We start from the raw sequence: 18,140 nt of genomic DNA, 5'->3' as shown, positions 1-18,140 counted from the left end.
AACCGAGCCGCCTCGTGACGTCCGTCCTGATCAGGGCGAAGTCGTGCGGGGACGCGGGCCGCCGCGACCGGCTCGGCCCAGGTCGGCCAGCACCGCGCGCGCCGCGCGGGCGCCGGAGAACAGCGCGCCCTGCGTGGACGCGGTGTCGCGGTGGTCTCCGCACACGTAGCGGCCGTCGCCGAACCGGACGGGTCTGCGGAAGGGGTGCGGCGCGGGCATCGCGGGCACCGCGCGCGGGATCGCCCGCCGTGCCACCAGTTCCCAGTTCCGCGTGTCCGTCCCGTACAGGGTGGACAGTCCTCTTCGGACTTCGGTTTCGGTCGTGAGATCGTCGGCGCCGAGCGCGGAGGCCTGCACGAGCGCGTGTCCCGGCGGCGCGTACGACGGCGCGACCACCGAGAGCACCGCGGTGTTCACGACCGGCCCGCCGTCACCGTCCACCAGCAGCGCGGGCCGGTTCAGCGGAGGCTCGGGCGTGGTGAAGTACCAGGTGGTGACGCCGTGCCACACGGGCGCTGGCACGCCGGGCAGCAGGGACGCGGCGGTGCCGCCGTCGGTGGCGACGACCACGGCGCGCGCCGCGATCCGCGTCCCGTCGGCGAGGTCGGCCCTCCCCGTCCGCACGGCGGTCACCGGCGAGCGCAGGCGCAGCACGCCCGCGGGCAGGCGCGCGGCGAACTGGCGGGGCAGCGCGCCCACCCCCTCGTCGGGCAGCGCCGCGCCACCGCGGGCGAAGCTGCGCCACACGAGGTGGAAGAACCGCGACGACGTGGTCAGGTCGGCCTCCAGGAACACACCCGCGAGGAACGGCCGCAGCACGGAGTTCACGGCGGCGGCGGAGACGCCCCAGCGGCTCAGCTCGTGGCGGGTCGTGCGGTCGGTGCCGCCCAGGATCGCCGAGGCGGGGGCGAGCAGGTCCCTGGCGGACAGTCCGGCGAGCGCGGCGAGGTCGCGCGCACCCAGCACGCCCTGTCCGGCGAGACCGCGCAGGGCCGTCCCGCCCTCGCGCGGGTCGGCGAGCAGGAAGCGGCGCCCGCGCGAGTGGACGAACGCGCCGCGGGTGAACGGCCGCAGCCGCAGCGCCTCCAGGTCGACCCGGCGCGCGAGTTCCGGGTAGCCGGGCAGCACGATCTGGAACCCGCGGTCGAGCAGGAACCCGTCCACCCGATCGGTGCGCACCCGCCCGCCCACCTCGTCGCCCGCCTCCAGCAGGACCACGTCGAGTCCCGCGTCGCACAGCAGGTCAGCGGCGCTCAGACCCGCCAGTCCGGCACCGACGACGACCACGTCCACCTCGTCAGCCACGTCGCGAAAGCTAACGGCCGCCGGGTGCTCCCGCACGACGACGAGTACAGTCTGAATTTCGTTTCACAAGCGTTTCACGGTGCACACGGGGAGTGATCGAGCGTGGCCGAGGAGCCCGACGCCCGGTCCGGCCCGCGGTGGAGCGCCGGTGCGGTGGCCAGGATGCTCGGCATCTCCCCCACCACGCTGCGGACCTGGGACCGCCGCTACGGGCTCGGCCCGAGCACGCGGGAGGAGGGCAAGCACCGCCGCTACGACTCCGCCGACGTGGACCGGCTGCGCCGGATGCTGGAGCTGACCGGCCAGGGCGTCGCTCCCGCGGCCGCGGCGGCCGGCGCGCTGAGCGGAGCGGCACCGGACAGCACCGGCACGCGCACCACCCCGATCGTGCGAGCCGCCGCGGAGAGGCGCGGGTTCACCCGTGCCGCGAACCGGCTGGACGCCCCCCTGATGCGCAGGCTCGCGGTCGAGCTGATCGGCGAGCACGGCGTGGTCAACGCCTGGGAGCAGGTGTTCTCGCCGTTCCTGGTGGCGCTGGGCGAGCGCACGGTCGAGCTGAACGGCGGCGTGGAGGTCGAGCACGTCGCCACGAGCAGCATCGTCGCCGCGCTGCGGCTCAGCGCGGACGTCCCGGAGGGCGGCCGGCTGCCCGCGCTGCTGGCCTGCGCGCCGGAGGAGCAGCACAGCCTGCCGCTGGAGGCGCTCGGGGCGGCGCTGGTCGAGCGCGGCTGCGCGTTCCGCAACCTCGGCGCACGCGTCCCGGCCACCGCGCTGCTCGACGCCGTGGCGCTGCTGTCACCGGCGGCGGTCGTCGTGTGGGCGCACACCGCGGAGCACGCGCGGCTGGTGCCGCTGCCCGAACTGGGCGACGTCGACACCGCCGTCCTCGTGGGCGGCCCCGGCTGGCCCGGCCTGCGGCTGCCCGCCGGTGTGGAGCGCGTGTCGAGCCTCGACGAGGCGATCTCCGGGGTGCTGCGGCACTCCGGGCGCTCGGCCGACGCCACCCGCTGACCCCACCTCCTCCACCGCCTCCCTCCACCGCGCGCTCCCGCTCGACCCGTGTCGCCGCGCGCGGACGCGGAAGGATCGCACGTCACAGTCCCCCAAGTTGAAACGAATTTGAATCGAATCTACTGTGGGTTGCACCGGTTCCACCCGACGCGATCCAGGACGTGGTGACGATGCCCGAACTCTCCCGACTGCCCGTTCCCGTCACCGACTCCTGGGACTGGCAGCTGCACGGCGCCTGTCGCGGCATGGACAGCACGCTGTTCTTCCACACGCCGAACGAACGCGGCTCGGCCAGGGAGAACCGCGAGGCGCGCGCCAAGGCCATCTGCGACACGTGTCCCGTCCTGGCGCGGTGCCGCGAGCACGCGCTCGCCGTCGAGGAGACCTACGGGGTGTGGGGCGGGCTGGGCGAGAGCGAGCTGCGCAGGCTCATCAACCAGAACCACCGGCGGCACTGACCGGTGGTCACCAGCCCCGCGGCAGCGCCTCGCGCAACGCGCGGAACTCCGCGCCGAGCGCCTCGCGGCCGTAGTGGGCGTTGAGCCCGCTGGGGTTGGGCAGCACCCACAGCGGCGACTCCCCCACGCGCTCCTGCTGTGGCCCGACCTTCGCGTGCTTGCGGCCGAACGCGGCGCGGTAGGCCGTCACGCCCACGACCGCCACCGCGCGCGGGCGGTGCTCCAGCGCGAGCGCGACGAGCCGCTTCCCACCGGCTCGCAGCTCCTCGTCGCTCAGCTCGTCGGCCCGCGCCGTGGCCCGCGCGACCAGGTTGGTGATCCCCAGGCCGAGCTCGGGCAGCAGGTCCTGCTCGGAGGGCTCGAACTGCCGGGGCGTGAACCCGCCGAGGTGCAGCGCGGGCCAGAACCGGTTGCCGGGCCGTCCGAAGTGGTGCCCGGTCGCGGCGGAGTACAGGCCGGGGTTGATCCCGCAGAACAGCACGTCGAGCCCCGGTCCGACCACGTCGGGCAGGGTCAGGTTCTTGGCCTCGGCGAGCTGGTCGCGAGTCGGAGTCACGTCTCCATCATGACAACGCCGACGACGACGCGCGCGTTCGCTCCGCGTCGGCCCCGCCACGAGGGCGGGGAGTCCACAGCGTGTACCCGGCCCGCACGGCGTCCTCGGCCGACCGGAACGACACGTCGCCCTTCATCCGCCGGAAGTACGGCGAGGAGGGCGTGTGGCAGATCATCGACTTCGAGTTGCCCTTCACCTCCGGCTCCCCGGCGTCCCGCTCGACCGGTCTCTCCGGCTCGCGCGCAACGGGCAGCAGCGCCGCGGACGAGGTGCGCACGACCGCGCCGCGCGCCGACGCGCGGCGCAGCGCGACGCGCATCGGCAGCCAGGTGAGGAGCGCACCGGCGGCGAACGCCACCGCGCACAGGGCGAACACCTGCGAGAACAACCAGAACACGCACAGCTCCTAACGGACGCGCACGTCGACCAGACGCGCGGCGGGATCGGACTCCGCGGCGGCGTCGACCGAGGTCGAGACCTCCAGCAGCGCGAGGGGCACACCGCGGGCGGCCAGCACGTCGCGAACGCGGTTCGCACGCGCCCCGGCGAGCGCGCGGGAGTCCTCGCGGTCGTGCGCGGCGGAGGCGTGACCCACGACGGTCGTGGTGACGCGCGGCGCGACGCGCAGCAGGCGGCCCACGCGCTCGACGAGCACCGCGCCGTCGCCCTCGAACTCCGCCGAGCCGGGCTGGAAGCGGATGCCGCCGCTGCCGCGCAGCAGTCGTGCGACCGAGTCGTTCAGCGCGGCGACGTCGAGGTCACCGACCGCGGGGCGCGCGCCGATCACGACGTGCTCGCGGACCGGCAGGTCTCCGGCGGCGTCGCGCAGCGCGATGCGCAGCGCCGTCGCGTGCTCGTCGTCGGCGGTGGTGGCGGTGACGTCGAGCCCCCCGCCGTCGACGGCCGCGCCGAAGTCGTGCGCCCGGCTGTCCAGCGCGGCGCGCAGCAGCGCCGCCGCGGCGGCGGCGAGAACGGGCAGCCGGTGCGAGGAGTCCGGCGCGACCATGTCGGTGACGCGGTGGTCGGGCGCGGCGGCGTGGACGGCGGCGATCAGCTCGTCGTGCTCGGCCGCGTCGGCCGCGGTGCCGGACAGCACGACCTCGTCCGCGCGCAGCAGCACGGTCAGCCACCCGGCCGGGACCTCCCGCAGGGCGACCGACCGCACGCCGGGCACCCCGGCGGCGACCCGGCGCACGCTCGCGGCGTCGCGCGGCACGACGTCGGAGACCACGACGTCCCGGCCGCTGGCTCCGACCTCGCCCCGGTACCCGGCGACGGCGAGCGCGCCGCCGACGCGGGACACCAGCTCGCGCTCCATCTTCCCGCCACCGCGCACCACTCCCACACCGGCGACGAGCGCAGGCACGACCAGCGCCGCGACGGACCAGGGCACCTTCTTCGACAACTGCAAGGAGATCACCGCATCAGCAGCACGTCCACCGTGGTCGCCGGCGGTCACCGGCGTGCGGCGTTGGTACCCGATCTGGACGAGGTGGTGCCACCCGGAACCGGGGTATCCGCAGGAGAACCGCTGGATTTCACCCGGTCCAGCGAGTGTGTTGGCCAGTGGTCACCCCGACGGGGCGCACACCGTGGCCGCCAGCACGCAGGTGTCGTCGAGCTGCGTCGCGGGCACCAGCGCCGAGGTGATCCCGCCCGGCAGCTCGGCCGGGTCGAGGCCGCGGGCGATGCCGCGGAGGTCCTCCACCAGGCTCGCCACGTCGTCGCCCGCGCGCGGATCGCCCGGCCTGCGCTCCACGAGGCCGTCGGTGAACAGCAGCAGCGTGTCGCCCTCGCGCAGCACGGTCCGCAGCACGTCGTAGGGCGCGTCGGGGACCGCGCCGAGCACCATGCCCCGCGGCCGGCCGAGCACCTCCACGTCGCCGCCGCGCACCAGCAGCGGCGCCGGGTGCCCGGCCTGCGCCCACACCAGCTCGCGGGTCCGCGGGTCGAACCTGGCCACGACGCCGGACGCCAGCGTCACGTCCGCCGCGCCCACGAGCAGGGTGTTCAGGCAGCTCAGCACCCCGGCCGGGTCGGGGTCGGCCAGGGCGGCCCCGGTGAGGGCGTAGCGCAGCTTCGCCATGGTGGACGCGGTGGTCAGGCCGTGCCCGGCGACGTCGCCGACGGCGAGGAGCACGTCGCCACCGGGCAGCTCCAGCGCCTGGTACCAGTCGCCGCCGACGTCGGCCCACCGCTCGGCGGCGAGGTAGCGCACGGTGACCCGCACGCCCGGCAGGTCGAGCGGACCGGCCGGCAGCGGCAGCACGGCGTCGCGCAGGTGCGTGGCGACCTGGTGCTCCCTGGTGAAGTCGTCGCGGTGCCGCCGCACCTGCTGGTGCAGCGCGAGCATCTGCCGCTGCGCCCGTCGCGCGGCGGTGACGTCCTGGACGATGCCGTCGAGCGCGACGGGACGGCCGTCGGCGTCGAGGGTCGGTTCGGCGACGAAGCGCACGTGCCGCTCCCGTCCCCCCGCGTCGACCCGGAACTCCGCGTCGACGGGTTCGCCGGTCCGCAGCAGGCGGCTCATCGCGTTGGCGACGATCGGCAGGTCGTCGGGCACGACCACCGAGGGCACCTGGTCGAGCAGCAGCGGTCCCAGCGCCGGATCGCGGCCGAGGACCGCGTAGACCTGGTCGGACCAGTAGCTCTCGCCGGTCACCAGGTTCCAGCGCCCCCAGCCGAGGTTGCCCAGCCGCTCCACCCGCCCCAGCCGGTCCCTCTCCCGCGCCGACTCGTGCGTCTGCCACGTCACGAGCAGCGCGTCGCCGAAAGGGCCGACGGTCATCGAGGAGGTCAACGTGCGCGACTCCCCCGCACGGACCTCGACGTGCTCGAACGGGCCGACGACCTCGCGCTTGCCGGTGTCGAGCACGCGCTGGCAGGCGTTCCACAGCTCGGTGCCGACGAGTTCGGGGTGGGTGCCGACGACGGTGGAGCCGACCAGCTCGACGCGGGTGCGGCCCGCGGGGTCGGTGGCGTCGGGGCTGGCAGCCTCGATCCGGTGGTCCACGACCGCGCCGTCCGCGGTGCGCACGGGCGTGAGCAGCGCGACGCAGCCGGGCAGGGCGTCGAGCACCTGCTGCACCCACAGCGTCCAGGTGCGGGGGCGCCCGTCCGGGCCGGTCGCGAGCATCGCGAGCAGGCGGCGGCCCGCGCCCCGCACGAGGGCCGCGAGACGGGCGCGGTCCGCCGGGCCGAACTCCTGCGGCTCGTCGAACAGCAGGCCGACGACCCCGGCGACGCGGTCGCCGTCGAAGAACGGCACCCAGGCGCGGCTGGGCCACAGCGGTTCGGGGTCGCCCACCAGCGCGCCGTGCAGGGCGCGGGCAGCGGCGAGGTCGGGCAGCCAGAGCGCCTCGGCGGTCGAGGCGCAGGTCGAGGGGGGCGTGGAGACGTGCGGCGGCACCTGCCGCCAGCCGAGGAGCACCCTGGTCGGGGCGTTCGCCGCGGCCTCCAGGTGCAGGCCGCCGCCGGGCTCGGCCGTGTAGACGAGGACCGTGCCGCCGCCGGACAGCGCCTCCTCCCGCAGCACGCGGGCCAGCTCGGCCGGGTCAGCGACGCCGCCCAGCGCGGCCAGCGCGGCGAGGTGGGCGGTGTCGTCCACCTCGGGCTCGGCCCTCCGGGCCGGTCGCAGGTGCTCGGCCCGGACGAAGACGGTGCTGTCGACCGGCTCGGGGGACCCGGCGGGCGGTGCCGGTGCGCCGACGATCTCGGCGCACACGTCCACCAACCGTTGTTCACCCGGTCGGGTGAGGCGCACGAGGTGGTCGAACGCCTGCTCCGGACTGCACCCCAGGCGTTCGGCGACGACGCCCTTGGCCTGCTCCACGAGGGCTGTCGTGCGCGCCGCCCGGCGCAGCCGGGCCAGCTCCTCGCGCTGTCTGGCCACGACCAGTGACAGGGCTCTGAGCTGGTCGGGACCCTCCTGTCCGGTCACCACGCGGCTCACCATGCCAGCGGTGAGCCGCGCTCCCCACCGCAAGCGGCGATTCCCACCGCTTCGAGTCGCGGGAGGAACGGCCGCAGGCGGTCGGGGGGTGACGACGACCGGTCTGCCGCTCGCGACGAGCCGCCGGTCGGTGGACGCGACGGTGGCCGGGTGGACCTCGCCGGTCACCCGCGCGTGGTCGATCACCAGCGGGCAGATCTCCCGCTGCTCGTCCAGCGGCACGGGGGCGGTGGAGACGTGCGGGAAGTCGCCGCCGCCGGACCGGCGGCAGTCGTCGACCGCGACGGCGCGCAGCGGGGTGGTCGTCGCGCCCCGCTCGGCGCGGACCGCGTGACCGGGGTGGAGATCGTGGCCGGGCCGACGTCGTCGTGGGCGGGGTGGTCGAACTCCCACCGCGGGCCGGACCCCGGCGGCGTCTCCGGCGAGCACGGCACGGCGGCGGACGGGGCTGTTCTCGGGCACGAAGGCTCGTCGTGGATCGCACGGGCAGACGCGCCAGACCCTGCGTTCGCCGTCCTCGCGGCACTAGGGTGCGGCCATGATCCGACGTGCTGGGCCGGTGCTCGCCGCGGTGGCGCTGATCTGCGGGATCACCGCGTGCGGCGCCGAGCCGCGGGCCGTGACCGGCGGTTCTTCCTCCGCTCGGGCCGCCGGGGAGTGCCCGGTGCCCGACTCGGGGTTCGAGTGCGACCTGCAACGGCGGATCGTCGCGGCGCGGGACTGGGTCGCGGGCAGGCCAGGCGAGGTGGGCGTCGTGGTCCGCGACCGCGTCACCGGCGCGCTCTGGCGCAACGAGCACGCCGGTGATCCGGTGTGGACCGCGTCGACGATCAAGCTCGCGATGGTCGTGGACCTGCTGGTGCGGCGGCGCGCGGGCGAGGTCGAGCTGACGGACGCCGACCTGGCGCTGGTCGACGCGATGCTGCACAGCTCCGACGACCGCGCGGCCGACGAGCTGTGGCTGCGGTACGGCGGACCAGGCCACACGGCGTTCAACGCGGCGTTCGGCGAGTACGGGATGACGTCGCTGACGCCGCAGGAGGGCTTCGGCGACACGTTCCCCTACTGGGGCTTCCAGAAGTGCACGGCCGACGACCTGGACCGGCTGATGTCCTTCGTGCTGTCGAGCCTGCCCGCCGAGGACCGGGAGTTCGTCGTGCGGCGGATGCGGTCGGTCGGCGAGGAGCAGCGGTGGGGCGTGTGGGGCGCCGGTCCCGCCGCCGAGCCCGGCACGAAGAACGGGTGGTCGCTGGAGGTGGACGGCTGGGTGATGAACACCGTCGGCTTCGCCGGACCGGGCGAGCGCTACACCCTGGTGGTGATGAACGCGCTCGGCGACCAGGGCGGCTACGACGAGGGTCGCGAGACCGACACCGGGGTCGCGCGCCTGCTGTTCGGCCCCTGAGCGGTACCGCAGCCGCGGAGCGGGTGGCCGCGAACCACACCGCCACGACGCCGGGGAGCCGGACGGTCTACGACCTGCCCGCGAGTGGAGCGTTCGGACACCGCGAGTGGAGCGTTCGAGCACCGCGAGTGGAGCGTTCGCGGCCCGCGGCGCGGCCGTCCGGAGAGGCCGATGACGGCCAGCAGCTGGTCGGCCGTCCCCTCCGGGCGGTCGTCCCCTCCCCCGTTCAGGAGGGGACGACGACCGCCGGGGTACGCCCGTCGCGGCGGTCGAGCACGGCTCAGCGCCCGAGGACCCGCCGCAGCGCGGCCAGCACCAGTTCCGCGCGGTCCAGGCGGGCGTTGTGGCCCATGAGGCCGATCCGCCAGACCGTCGACGCGTACTCGCCCGCGCCCGCGCCGATCTCGATGCCGTACTCGGTGAGCAGACGTCCGCGCACGGCGGCGGCGTCCACTCCCTCCGGCACGCGGACCGTCGTCAGCTCCGGCAGCCGCTGCCCCGCGGCGGCGAACAGGGACAGCCCCATCTCCTCCAGGCCCTCCTGCAACCGGCGGCCGGCCTCGGCGTGCCGGGCGTGCACCGCGGGCAGGCCCTCCTCCAGGACGCGGCCCAGCCCGGCGTGCAGGGACGCGATCATCGCGACGGGCGCGGTGTGGTGGTAGGTGCGGCCACCACCGGCCGATCCGCCCACGTAGTCGCCGATCAGCCCCAGGTCCAGGTACCAGGTCGCGGGCCGGGGAATCCGCCGCTCCCAGGCGCGCTCGTTGATCGTGAACGGCGCGAGACCCGGCGCGACCCCGAGGCACTTCTGCGTGCCGGAGTACGCGAGGTCCACGTTCCAGTCGTCGACGGCGACCTCGATGCCCGCCAGCGAGGTCACGCAGTCGGCGAGCAGAAGAGCCGAGTCCCCCCGCGCGCGCAGCGCCGCGCCGAGCGCGCCGACGTCGCTGCGCACGCCGGTGGACGTCTCGGCGTGCACCGCCCCGACCAGCGCGGGAGCCGGGTGGGCGGCCAGGACGCGCTCCACGTCGACCGGCTGGCCCCACTCGTGGTCGACCCGGTGGACCTCCGCGCCGTGGCGGGCCGCGACCTCGCACATCCGTTCGCCGAACAGCCCGTTGACCGCCACCACGACGGGGTCGCCGTGGCGTACCGTGTTCACGAAGGCCGCTTCCATCCCGATGGAGCCCGTGCCCGACAGGGGCAGGGTCCTGCGGTTGCCGGTTCCCCACACGACGCGCAGCCGATCGCACGTCTCGTCGAGGATCCGCAGGAACTCCGGATCGAGATGCCCGAGCAGCGGTGCGGCGAGGGCGGCCGTCGCCTCCGGGTACGGAGTGGACGGGCCCGGCCCCAGCAGCACGCGATCGACCAACGCCATGAGCGCACCCTACGTGACGGGACGGGCGTGGAGGGTTGAGCGGACCCGTCGGTGGTACCCGTGGCGGAAGCAGAACTGACGAGGGGTGATGCCCGTGCCGTCCCGGACCAGGGATCTGGTGGTGGTGGGAGCGTCAGCGGGCGGGGTCGAGGCACTGCGCGCGTTCGTCGCCGGCCTGCCCGCCGATCTTCCCGCCGCCGTGTGCGTCGTGCTGCACCTGCCGTCCGGCGGGAACAGCGCTCTGGCGTCGATCCTCTCCCGCAGCGGCCCGCTGCCCGCCTTCACCGCGGAGAACGGCCAGCCCCTGGAGAAGGGGTGCGTCTACGTCGCGCCGCCCGGCCACCACCTGCTCGTCCCGGACGGCGTGCTCCACCTGTCGCACGGTCCGACCGAGAACGGGCACCGACCGGCCGTGGACGTGCTGTTCCGGTCCGCGGCGGTCTCGCACGGGCCCCGGACCATCGGTGTCCAGCTCTCCGGCGCGCTCGACGACGGCGCGGCCGGGATGGTCGCCCTCGCCGCGCGCGGCGGGCTGGTGATCGTGCAGGACCCGGACGACGCCCTCTACCGCAGCATGCCGGAGAGTGTTCTGCGCTACACCGAGGCGGACCACGTCCTGCCCGCCGGGAAGATGGGAGAGGTCGTGCGCGAACACGCCGGGCACGTCGTGGACGAGGACGTCGTCGACGACGTCTCACCGCTGACGAAGATGGAGGCCCTGGTGGCCAGCAGGGACGGCGGTGCTGTCGCCGACGAGGTGAACGACTTCGGCGTGCCCTCCGGTCTCAGCTGCCCCGACTGCTCCGGCGGCCTCGTCCGGCTGAACGACACGAGCACGCGCTTCCGCTGCCGCGTCGGCCACGCCTGGACGGCGGACGCGCTCCTGGAGGCGCAGTCGACCACCCTGGAGAAGGCGCTGTGGACGGCGCTGCGCACCCTGGAGGAGAAGGCGACCCTGGCGCGCAGGATGCACGACGGCGCACTGGGCAAGTACCACGAGCGCCTCGTGTCGCGCTACCGGCGCACCGAGGAGGAGGCGAACGAGGCCGCGACCGTGCTGCGCGAGCACCTGCTCTCGGGCGCCCTGCACGACCAGGCAGTGAGCGAGACGGGGTGACGCTCTCCGCGCTGGTCCTCGGTTCGTACCACCTGGGTGACGCGATCGTCGTGCGCCCCACCGGCCGCCTCGACCTGTCCACCTACGCGAAGCTGCGCGACAGCCTGCTCAAGATCGCCGCCGACGAACCGGTCGGCATCGTGGTGCAGCTCGGCGACGAGTTCGAGTTCGGGTCCGACAGCGTGGCGAACGTGTTCAGCACGGTCTGGATGCGGATCTCCGAGTGGCCCGGCGTGCCGGTGGTCGTCGCGGCGGAGACCGCCGCGCACCGCGAGACGATGGTGGACAGCGGCGTGCACCGGTTCGTGCGGTACTTCGCCACCCTGCGGGACGCGGTGACCGCCCTCGGCAGTCCGCCGCCCCGGCGGCGCGATCACGTGCAGCTGCCGCCCGCGCTGATCGCGAGCCGGTTGAGCAGGCAGTTCATCGAGGAGACCTGCGGGCGGTGGGGCGTGGACGACGTCCTGGACGACGCGCTGGTGGTGACCAGCGAGCTGGTGGAGAACGCCGTCCGGCACACCGCCTCCGGGCCGCGGCTGCGGCTGGAGCTGCGCCCCGGTCAGCTGTCGATCGCCGTGCGCGACTCCGATCCGACACCGCCGGCGCTGCGCGAGCCGGACGACCGGGGAGGCCACGGGCTGCCGCTCGTGGCGACGATCAGCCGCGCCTGGGGCACGGCCCCGTCCCTGGACGGCAAGGTCGTGTGGGCGGTGCTGGACCGGGAGCTGAACCCGCGGACCGGGCACGTCCACCCGGAGTAGCGTTACCGCGTGTGAGCGAGACCCGGACAGTGCCCGACGACGCCTTCGAGAACGTGCTGCTGCACCTGAAGGAGAGCAGGGCGTTCGACTTCACCGGTTACAAGCGCACCAGCCTCCAGCGTCGCGTGCGCCACCGGATGACGCAGGTGGGCATCGACGACTACACCGACTACGTCGACCACCTCCAGGTCAACGCGGACGAGTTCGCGGCGCTGTTCAACACCATCCTGATCAACGTGACCGCGTTCCTGCGCGACGAGGACGCGTGGGCGGCGCTGCGGCACAGCGTGGTCCCGCAACTGCTGGCGGGCATCGGCTCCGGCGAGCCGGTCAGGGTGTGGAGCGCGGGCTGCGCGTCGGGCGAGGAGGCGTACAGCCTGGCGATGGTCCTCGCCGAGGAAATGGGCGTGGAGGAGTTCCGCAAGCGGGTGAAGATCTACGCCACCGACGTCGACGAGGAGGCGCTCGCCCAGGCCAGGCAGGCCGTCTACGGCGAGCGGGAGCTCCAGGGCGTCCCGCCGGAGCTCCTGGCTGCCTACTTCGAGCAGTCCGGCGGCCGGTACGCCTTCCACAAGGACCTCCGCCGGTCGGTGATCTTCGGGCGCAACGACCTCGTGCAGGACGCGCCGATCTCCCGGATCGACCTGCTCGTCTGCCGCAACACCCTGATGTACTTCAACCAGGAGACGCAGTCGAAGATCCTGGGCCGGTTCCACTTCGCCCTGAACCCCGGCGGCGTGCTGTTCCTCGGCAAGGCCGAGATGCTCCTCAGCCACGGCCGCATCTTCGAGGCGATCGACCTGAAGCACCGGCTGTTCCGCAAGTCGGGGAACGACTCCCCACCCGTGACCTCGTTCGTGTCGCAGGCGTACTTCCACGACCGCAGGAGCTCGGTGGACAGCCTGGACAGGCTCCAGGAGCACGCCTTCCTCAGCAGCCCGGTCGCCCAGGTCGTCGTCACGACCGACGAGGTCGTGGCGCTGATCAACCAGCGGGCGCAGGAGCTGTTCGACCTGCTGCCCGGCGACGTGGGCCGGCCGCTGCGCGACCTGGAGCTGTCCTACCGGCCCGTGGAGCTGCGCGGGTACGTGGAGCGGGCGAGGACCGAGCGCAGGGCCGTGCGGAGCGAGGAGATCGAGTGGTCGCGCGGTGGTGAGAGGTACTGGCTGGAGATCACCGCCAACCCGCTGCTGGACGTGGCGAAGCGGGTCATCGGCGTGACCGTCGTGTTCGACGACGTGAGCGCGGCCCACCGGCTGCTCCAGGACCTGGAACTCGCGAACCGGCAGCTCGAAACCGCCTACGAGGAACTCCAGTCCACCAACGAGGAACTGGAGACCACGAACGAGGAACTCCAGTCGACCGTGGAGGAGCTGGAGACCACCAACGAGGAACTCCAGTCCACCAACGAGGAACTGGAGACGATGAACGAGGAGCTCCAGTCCACCAACGACGAGTTGCAGGCCATCAACGACACCCTGCGCGAGCGCAGCGGTGAGCTGGACCAGGTCAACGACTTCCTGGAGTCGATCCTCACGTCGCTGCGCGCGGGGGTCGTCGTGCTCGACCTCGGGATGCGGGTCATGGCCTGGAACAGCGGCGCCGAGGAGCTGTGGGGGGTGCGGCGCGACGAGGCCGAGGGCGAGCACCTGCTCAACATCGACAGCGGGCTGCCGGTGGCCGACCTGCGGCCCGCGGTGCGCCAGGCCCTCAACGACGTCTCCTTCACGACCGAGCTGAAGATCACGTCGGTCAACCGCAAGGGCCGGGAGGTCCTGGTGCGGGTGGTGTGCAGCTCCCTGCGGTCCGCCTCCGGTCAGCCGAACGGCGCGCTGCTCGTGATGGAGCAGCAGGACTGACCAGCGTCGGCCGCGGCGGGGTCGGGGCGGGAGATCAGCGGAACGCGGGGTACAGCGGCAGGACGGCCGCCTCCGGGCCGAACTTCGCGGTCAGCGCGGCGACCATCGCCACCGCGTGCTCGGCCACCGCGTGCTCCCCGAGCGCGAGCGCCTCGGTGCGCAGCCGCGCCCAGCGGGAGGTGAGCACCCGGTGCCGCGGCGGCGAGTCCAGCAGCCGGTGGCCCGACACGTCGAGCGCCTCCATGCCGCGCAGTCCGCGCCAGGTGGACAGCCACACCCAGAGCAGCTGGGCCTCCAGCAGGCGCGGCAGGAGCACCGCGTCGTCCTCCAGGTCCGGCCACACCGAGCTGACCTCGGCACGCCACGCGGCGAGCATCGCCTCGGACATGCCGGGCGGCAGGCTCCAGCCGCACCAGCACGTCGGGAACGGCACCCGCAGGCAGGCGGCGTCGAACACGACGTCGCGCACGCACCCGCCCTCGAAGTCGAGGAAGCGCACGCCCCTGCTGGTGACGATGTGGTTGTCCGGGCAGGACGTGGACGGGCTGAACGCGCGGTACCGCGAGGAGCCGAAGCGCTTGCCGGCGCGCAGCGCGAAGGCCAGCGCGTCCGGTGAGGTGGCCACGGCCAGCTCGGTCTCCAGCAGCTCGGGCAGCCCGGCCAGCGCCGTGTGCACGTCGACCGCCACCGGGTCCTGGCAGCACTGGGTGCGCTGACGCCGCATCAGGGCGTCGAAGTCGGCGTCGCGGCCCGCGGTGGTGGCGTGCAGCCGTCCCATCGCGTGCGCCCACGACAGGAGGCCGCGCTCGGCGGAGCGGGCGTCGGCGCCCAGCAGCTTGTCCGCCAGTCGCGGCGCGCGTCCCAGGTCCTCCAGCACGACGAGCCGCTTGACGTTGTCCTGCGCGAACAGCTCGGGGGTGAGCCGCTCCTCGGAGGGCAGCGCGGTGAGGAGCTGGTGGCTGACGGCCTCGTGGGCGAAGGAGTCGCGGTCGGCCGCGGCCGGCGGGTACCTCTTGACGACCAGCGTGCGCGGGAGGGAGAACGGGGTGGACGCCACCCGGACCCTGACGACGACGGAACGACCGGTCCCGCCCAGGTCCTCGGGATCGGCCAGACCGACTCTCGCACCCAACCGGTTGCTGAGGACGGACTCCGCCGCTGCCACCGCGTCGAGGATCTCGGAGGGAGCTGCGTCGTCCACGTCCGGCGAGCCGGCGGTGATCTCCACGCTCATCTCCTCCGACCCTACTCCCCGACGGCCCCCCGGTCCCGCCCTCGCGCGAGAATCCCGGAGCGTGGCCGCACCGGCCACGGACCCCGACTTCTACCACCCGCAGATAACGCGCGGGTCCCGTTCCGGATGCGCCGTTCAGCCCTCGGGAAGCGGCCGGACGACGGTACGGTGCCGCCGCCCCCTCCTGAGCACCGCCAGGACCAGCGCGGCGGCCGCGACGACGCCCGTCAGGTTGATCGCGAGCTGCCCGAGCGCCTGCGCACAGATCACCCACTCGCCGAGCACCGCGGCGACCGCCGCGTACCCCGCCGCGGGCACGGTGGTGATCGAGATGAACACGCCGACCAGCGCCGCGGACTTGGCCGACGTCATCGACAGCATCCCGGCCGCGCCCGCCAGCAGGGCGACCACCAGCGAGAACGGGCCGATCTGGAACACGAAGTCCATCTCGTGCCCGGCCAGCACCTCCTCGCGGCCGAACAGCCCGGCCCACGAGCCGAGCAGCGTGGCCAGCGCGGTGATCAGCACCGCGACCGGGAAGCCCACCACCAGCGCCAGAGCGGCCCGGCGCACCAGGTCCCACCTGCGCTGGACCAGTCCGACGGCGATGGCGGCCAGCGGGCCGAACTCCGGTCCCAGGACCATCGCGCCCATCACCGTCACCGGCGAGTTGGTGATCACGCCGACCGCGGCGAGCAGGCAGGCGACGACGAGGAACGCCAGGAACGTCGCGTTGAGCCTGGACTCCTCGCCGGTGCGGTTGACCAGCCCGTCCCACACGACGGCGTCGGCGCCGTCGCCGGGCGCGGCCTCCTCCGCCCGGTCGGCGGCGTCGGACAGCGACGTGTCGATCTGCTCCAGGGTGATGCCGCCGCGCTCGTCGACGCCGAGCGCGCACAGGTCGGCCACCACGTCGTCGGTGGACTCCCTGGCGACGTCCGCCTCGACCAGGTCACCCGGCGGCTGGACGGCCGCACCGCGCAGCACGACGACGTGGGTCACGCCGTCGTGCTCGCGCAGGACGTCCAGCACGGCGTCGGTGCGGTCGGTCGGACAGATCGCACGCAGGTGCAGCACGACCGATCAGGCTCCGGGGTTCTGCGCGGCCGGGGGCTTGGCGTCCACACCGGCCTCCTTGCGCTGCTGCGGCGTGATCGGCGCCGGCGCGGCGGTCAGCGGGTCGTAGCCGCCGCCGGTCTTGGGGAAGGCGATGACGTCGCGCAGCGAGTCGGACCCCGTCAGCAGCATGACGATGCGGTCCCAGCCGAAGGCGATGCCGCCGTGCGGCGGGGCGCCGTACTTGAACGCCTCCAGCAGGAAGCCGAACTTCTCCTGCGCGTCCTCCGGCGTGATGCCCATGACCGAGAACGCCCGCTGCTGCACGTCGGCGCGGTGGATTCGGATGGAGCCGCCGCCGATCTCGTTGCCGTTGCAGACGATGTCGTAGGCGTACGCGAGCGCGTTGCCGGGGTCGGACTCGAAGCGGTCGATCCACTCCGGGGTGGGCGAGGTGAACGCGTGGTGCAGCGCGGTCCACTCGCCGCCGCCCACGGCCACGTCGCCGTCCTTCAGCTCACCGGTGGACTCGAACATCGGGAAGTCCACGACCCACACGAACGACCAGGCGTTCTCGTCGATCAGGCCGACGCGGTGGGCGATCTCCACCCTGGCCGCGCCGAGGATGGCGCGCGCGCTGGAGGCGGTGCCCGCGGCGAAGAACACGCAGTCGCCGGGCTTCGCGCCGACGGCCTCGGCGAGTCCGGCGCGCTCGGCGTCGGAGAGGTTCTTGGCGACCGGGCCGGACAGCGTGCCGTCCTCGCCGATCAGCACGTAGGCCAGGCCGCGGGAGCCGCGCTGCTTGGCCCAGTCCTGCCACGCGTCGAGCGTGCGGCGGGGCTGGCTCGCGCCACCGGGCATGACGACCGCGCCGACGTAGGGCGACTGGAACACCCGGAACGGCGTGTCCTTGAAGTACTCGGTCAGCTCGGTCAGCTCCAGGTCGAAGCGCAGGTCCGGCTTGTCCGAACCGTACTTCGCCATGGCCTCGGCGTAGGAGATGCGGCGGAACGGGGTGGTGATCTCGTGGTCGGCCAGCTCCTTCCACAGCGCGGTGATGACGCGCTCGCCGAGCGCGATCACGTCGTCCTGCTCGACGAAGCTCATCTCGACGTCGAGCTGGGTGAACTCCGGCTGGCGGTCGGCGCGGAAGTCCTCGTCGCGGTAGCAGCGGGCGATCTGGTAGTAGCGCTCCAGACCGCCGACCATGAGGAGCTGCTTGAACAGCTGCGGGGACTGCGGCAGCGCGTACCAGGAGCCGGGGCGCAGGCGGGCGGGCACGAGGAAGTCGCGGGCGCCCTCGGGCGTGGAGCGCGTCAGCGTCGGGGTCTCGACCTCGACGAAGTTCTCGGCGTGCAGCACCTCGCGGGCGATGCGGTTGGTCTCGCTGCGCACGCGCATCGCGCGGGCCGGACCGCTGCGGCGCAGGTCCAGGTAGCGGTGGCGCAGGCGGGTCTCCTCGCCGACCTCCAGGTGGTCGTCCAGCGGGAACGGCAGCGGGGCCGACTCGCTGAGCACCTCCAGCTGGGAGGCGTAGACCTCGATGGCGCCGGTGGGCAGCTCGGGGTTCTCGTTGCCCTCGGGTCGCGGCGAGACCTCTCCGACGACCTTGACGACGAACTCGGAGCGCAGCCGGTGGGCGCGCTCGGCCATCTCGCCCTCGCGGAAGACGACCTGGGCGACACCGGAGGCGTCGCGCAGGTCGATGAAGATGACCCCACCGTGATCGCGCCGGCGTGCCACCCACCCGGTCAGGGTGACTGTCTGCCCGGCGTGCTCGGCCCGGAGCGTTCCGGCCTCGTGCGTGCGCATCACGGGTGCTGCTCTCCTCGTGTCGTACCAGCTGAGCTGTGGCAAGGCGCCAAGGCTAGCCAACGACGGCGGGGTCCGGCTCATCAGGTTGCCGGGGCGGGGGGGGGGGGGGGGGGGGGGGCCCCCCCCCCCCCCCCCCCCCCCCCCCCCCCCGGCGGGGGGCGCCCCCCCGCGGCCCGGCCGCCCCCGCGCCCGCCCCCCCCGCGACGGTGTCCGGCTGGCATTCGGCGTCG

General features: G+C 74.0%; 15 protein-coding genes. 6 read left to right on the top strand and 9 right to left on the bottom strand.

Going from position 1 to position 18,140, the window contains the following annotated elements; all coding sequences use genetic code 11:
- Nucleotides 1-30: 30 nt before the first annotated feature.
- A complete protein-coding gene (locus IMZ35_RS10820; protein ID WP_199440832.1) occupies nucleotides 31-1,305 on the bottom strand; it encodes an NAD(P)/FAD-dependent oxidoreductase in 1,275 nt (424 codons plus the stop codon).
- Between the two features lie 102 nt (nucleotides 1,306-1,407).
- Between IMZ35_RS10820 and IMZ35_RS10815 the strand changes: the two genes are divergently transcribed.
- Nucleotides 1,408-2,316, top strand: a complete 909-nt coding sequence (locus tag IMZ35_RS10815) for a MerR family transcriptional regulator (protein ID WP_307867912.1) — start codon at nucleotides 1,408-1,410, stop codon at nucleotides 2,314-2,316.
- A gap of 170 nt (nucleotides 2,317-2,486) precedes the next feature.
- Nucleotides 2,487-2,774: a WhiB family transcriptional regulator gene (locus IMZ35_RS10810; protein ID WP_199440831.1), complete on the top strand. Its 288-nt coding sequence runs from the start codon at nucleotides 2,487-2,489 to the stop codon at nucleotides 2,772-2,774.
- 7 nt (nucleotides 2,775-2,781) lie between these two features.
- Here IMZ35_RS10810 and mug read toward each other — a convergent pair whose 3' ends face one another.
- The 4 genes from mug to IMZ35_RS10790 form a co-directional block, all read right to left on the bottom strand.
- Nucleotides 2,782-3,330 (bottom strand): G/U mismatch-specific DNA glycosylase, encoded by a 549-nt coding sequence (gene mug, locus IMZ35_RS10805; protein WP_199440830.1) that lies wholly within the window; start codon nucleotides 3,328-3,330, stop codon nucleotides 2,782-2,784.
- Nucleotides 3,331-3,337: 7 nt separating this feature from the next.
- A complete protein-coding gene (locus IMZ35_RS10800; protein ID WP_199440829.1) occupies nucleotides 3,338-3,727 on the bottom strand; it encodes a sunset domain-containing protein in 390 nt (129 codons plus the stop codon).
- Between the two features lie 9 nt (nucleotides 3,728-3,736).
- Entirely contained in the window at nucleotides 3,737-4,750 is a 1,014-nt protein-coding gene (locus tag IMZ35_RS10795) for an OmpA family protein (protein WP_199440828.1), read from the bottom strand.
- 150 nt (nucleotides 4,751-4,900) lie between these two features.
- Nucleotides 4,901-7,744: a SpoIIE family protein phosphatase gene (locus tag IMZ35_RS10790; protein ID WP_199440827.1), complete on the bottom strand. Its 2,844-nt coding sequence runs from the start codon at nucleotides 7,742-7,744 to the stop codon at nucleotides 4,901-4,903.
- Nucleotides 7,745-7,820: 76 nt separating this feature from the next.
- Here IMZ35_RS10790 and IMZ35_RS10785 point away from each other — a divergent pair, with 76 nt between their 5' ends.
- The gene (locus tag IMZ35_RS10785) at nucleotides 7,821-8,687 is read left to right on the top strand and encodes a serine hydrolase (protein WP_229371367.1); all 867 of its coding nucleotides are present in this window, start codon (nucleotides 7,821-7,823) and stop codon (nucleotides 8,685-8,687) included.
- Between the two features lie 280 nt (nucleotides 8,688-8,967).
- Here the strand turns inward: IMZ35_RS10785 and IMZ35_RS10780 are convergent, their stop codons facing one another.
- Complete coding sequence (locus IMZ35_RS10780; protein WP_199440826.1) at nucleotides 8,968-10,068, bottom strand: pyridoxal-phosphate-dependent aminotransferase family protein; 1,101 nt, start codon at nucleotides 10,066-10,068, stop codon at nucleotides 8,968-8,970.
- Nucleotides 10,069-10,156: 88 nt separating this feature from the next.
- Between IMZ35_RS10780 and IMZ35_RS10775 the strand changes: the two genes are divergently transcribed.
- From IMZ35_RS10775 to IMZ35_RS10765, 3 genes are read left to right on the top strand one after another with little or no spacing between them, the layout of a single operon-like run.
- Complete coding sequence (locus IMZ35_RS10775) at nucleotides 10,157-11,185, top strand: chemotaxis protein CheB (RefSeq protein ID WP_229371365.1); 1,029 nt, start codon at nucleotides 10,157-10,159, stop codon at nucleotides 11,183-11,185.
- Complete coding sequence (locus tag IMZ35_RS10770) at nucleotides 11,182-11,946, top strand: ATP-binding protein (RefSeq protein WP_199440825.1); 765 nt, start codon at nucleotides 11,182-11,184, stop codon at nucleotides 11,944-11,946. Before IMZ35_RS10775 ends, IMZ35_RS10770 begins: the two co-directional genes overlap by 4 nt.
- Nucleotides 11,947-11,957: 11 nt before the next feature.
- Nucleotides 11,958-13,805, top strand: a complete 1,848-nt coding sequence (locus IMZ35_RS10765) for a CheR family methyltransferase (RefSeq protein ID WP_199440824.1) — start codon at nucleotides 11,958-11,960, stop codon at nucleotides 13,803-13,805.
- Nucleotides 13,806-13,839: 34 nt separating this feature from the next.
- Here IMZ35_RS10765 and IMZ35_RS10760 read toward each other — a convergent pair whose 3' ends face one another.
- The 3 genes from IMZ35_RS10760 to aspS form a co-directional block, all read right to left on the bottom strand.
- Nucleotides 13,840-15,039: a hypothetical protein gene (locus tag IMZ35_RS10760; RefSeq protein ID WP_199440823.1), complete on the bottom strand. Its 1,200-nt coding sequence runs from the start codon at nucleotides 15,037-15,039 to the stop codon at nucleotides 13,840-13,842.
- A 135-nt stretch (nucleotides 15,040-15,174) separates the two neighbouring features.
- A complete protein-coding gene (locus IMZ35_RS10755; protein WP_199440822.1) occupies nucleotides 15,175-16,116 on the bottom strand; it encodes a DUF389 domain-containing protein in 942 nt (313 codons plus the stop codon).
- A gap of 6 nt (nucleotides 16,117-16,122) precedes the next feature.
- Nucleotides 16,123-17,910, bottom strand: a complete 1,788-nt coding sequence (gene aspS, locus IMZ35_RS10750) for an aspartate--tRNA ligase (RefSeq protein ID WP_199441023.1) — start codon at nucleotides 17,908-17,910, stop codon at nucleotides 16,123-16,125.
- Between the last annotated feature and the right edge of the window lie 230 nt (nucleotides 17,911-18,140).

Origin of the sequence: Umezawaea beigongshangensis, from assembly GCF_016464305.1 — a bacterium.
Classification (GTDB): domain Bacteria; phylum Actinomycetota; class Actinomycetes; order Mycobacteriales; family Pseudonocardiaceae; genus Umezawaea_A; species Umezawaea_A beigongshangensis.
The sequence above is the reverse complement of the archived record's forward strand: the minus strand, read 5'-3'. Positions and strand labels throughout refer to the sequence as shown.

What these genes read in the sequence shown, in the direction of transcription:
- IMZ35_RS10760 (WP_199440823.1), bottom strand. Translation starts at nt 15,039, where the DNA reads ATGAGCGTGGAGATCACCGCCGGCTCGCCGGACGTGGACGACGCAGCT.
- IMZ35_RS10785 (WP_229371367.1), top strand. Translation starts at nt 7,821, where the DNA reads ATGATCCGACGTGCTGGGCCGGTGCTCGCCGCGGTGGCGCTGATCTGC.
- IMZ35_RS10780 (WP_199440826.1), bottom strand. Translation starts at nt 10,068, where the DNA reads ATGGCGTTGGTCGATCGCGTGCTGCTGGGGCCGGGCCCGTCCACTCCG.
- IMZ35_RS10775 (WP_229371365.1), top strand. Translation starts at nt 10,157, where the DNA reads ATGCCCGTGCCGTCCCGGACCAGGGATCTGGTGGTGGTGGGAGCGTCA.
- IMZ35_RS10810 (WP_199440831.1), top strand. Translation starts at nt 2,487, where the DNA reads ATGCCCGAACTCTCCCGACTGCCCGTTCCCGTCACCGACTCCTGGGAC.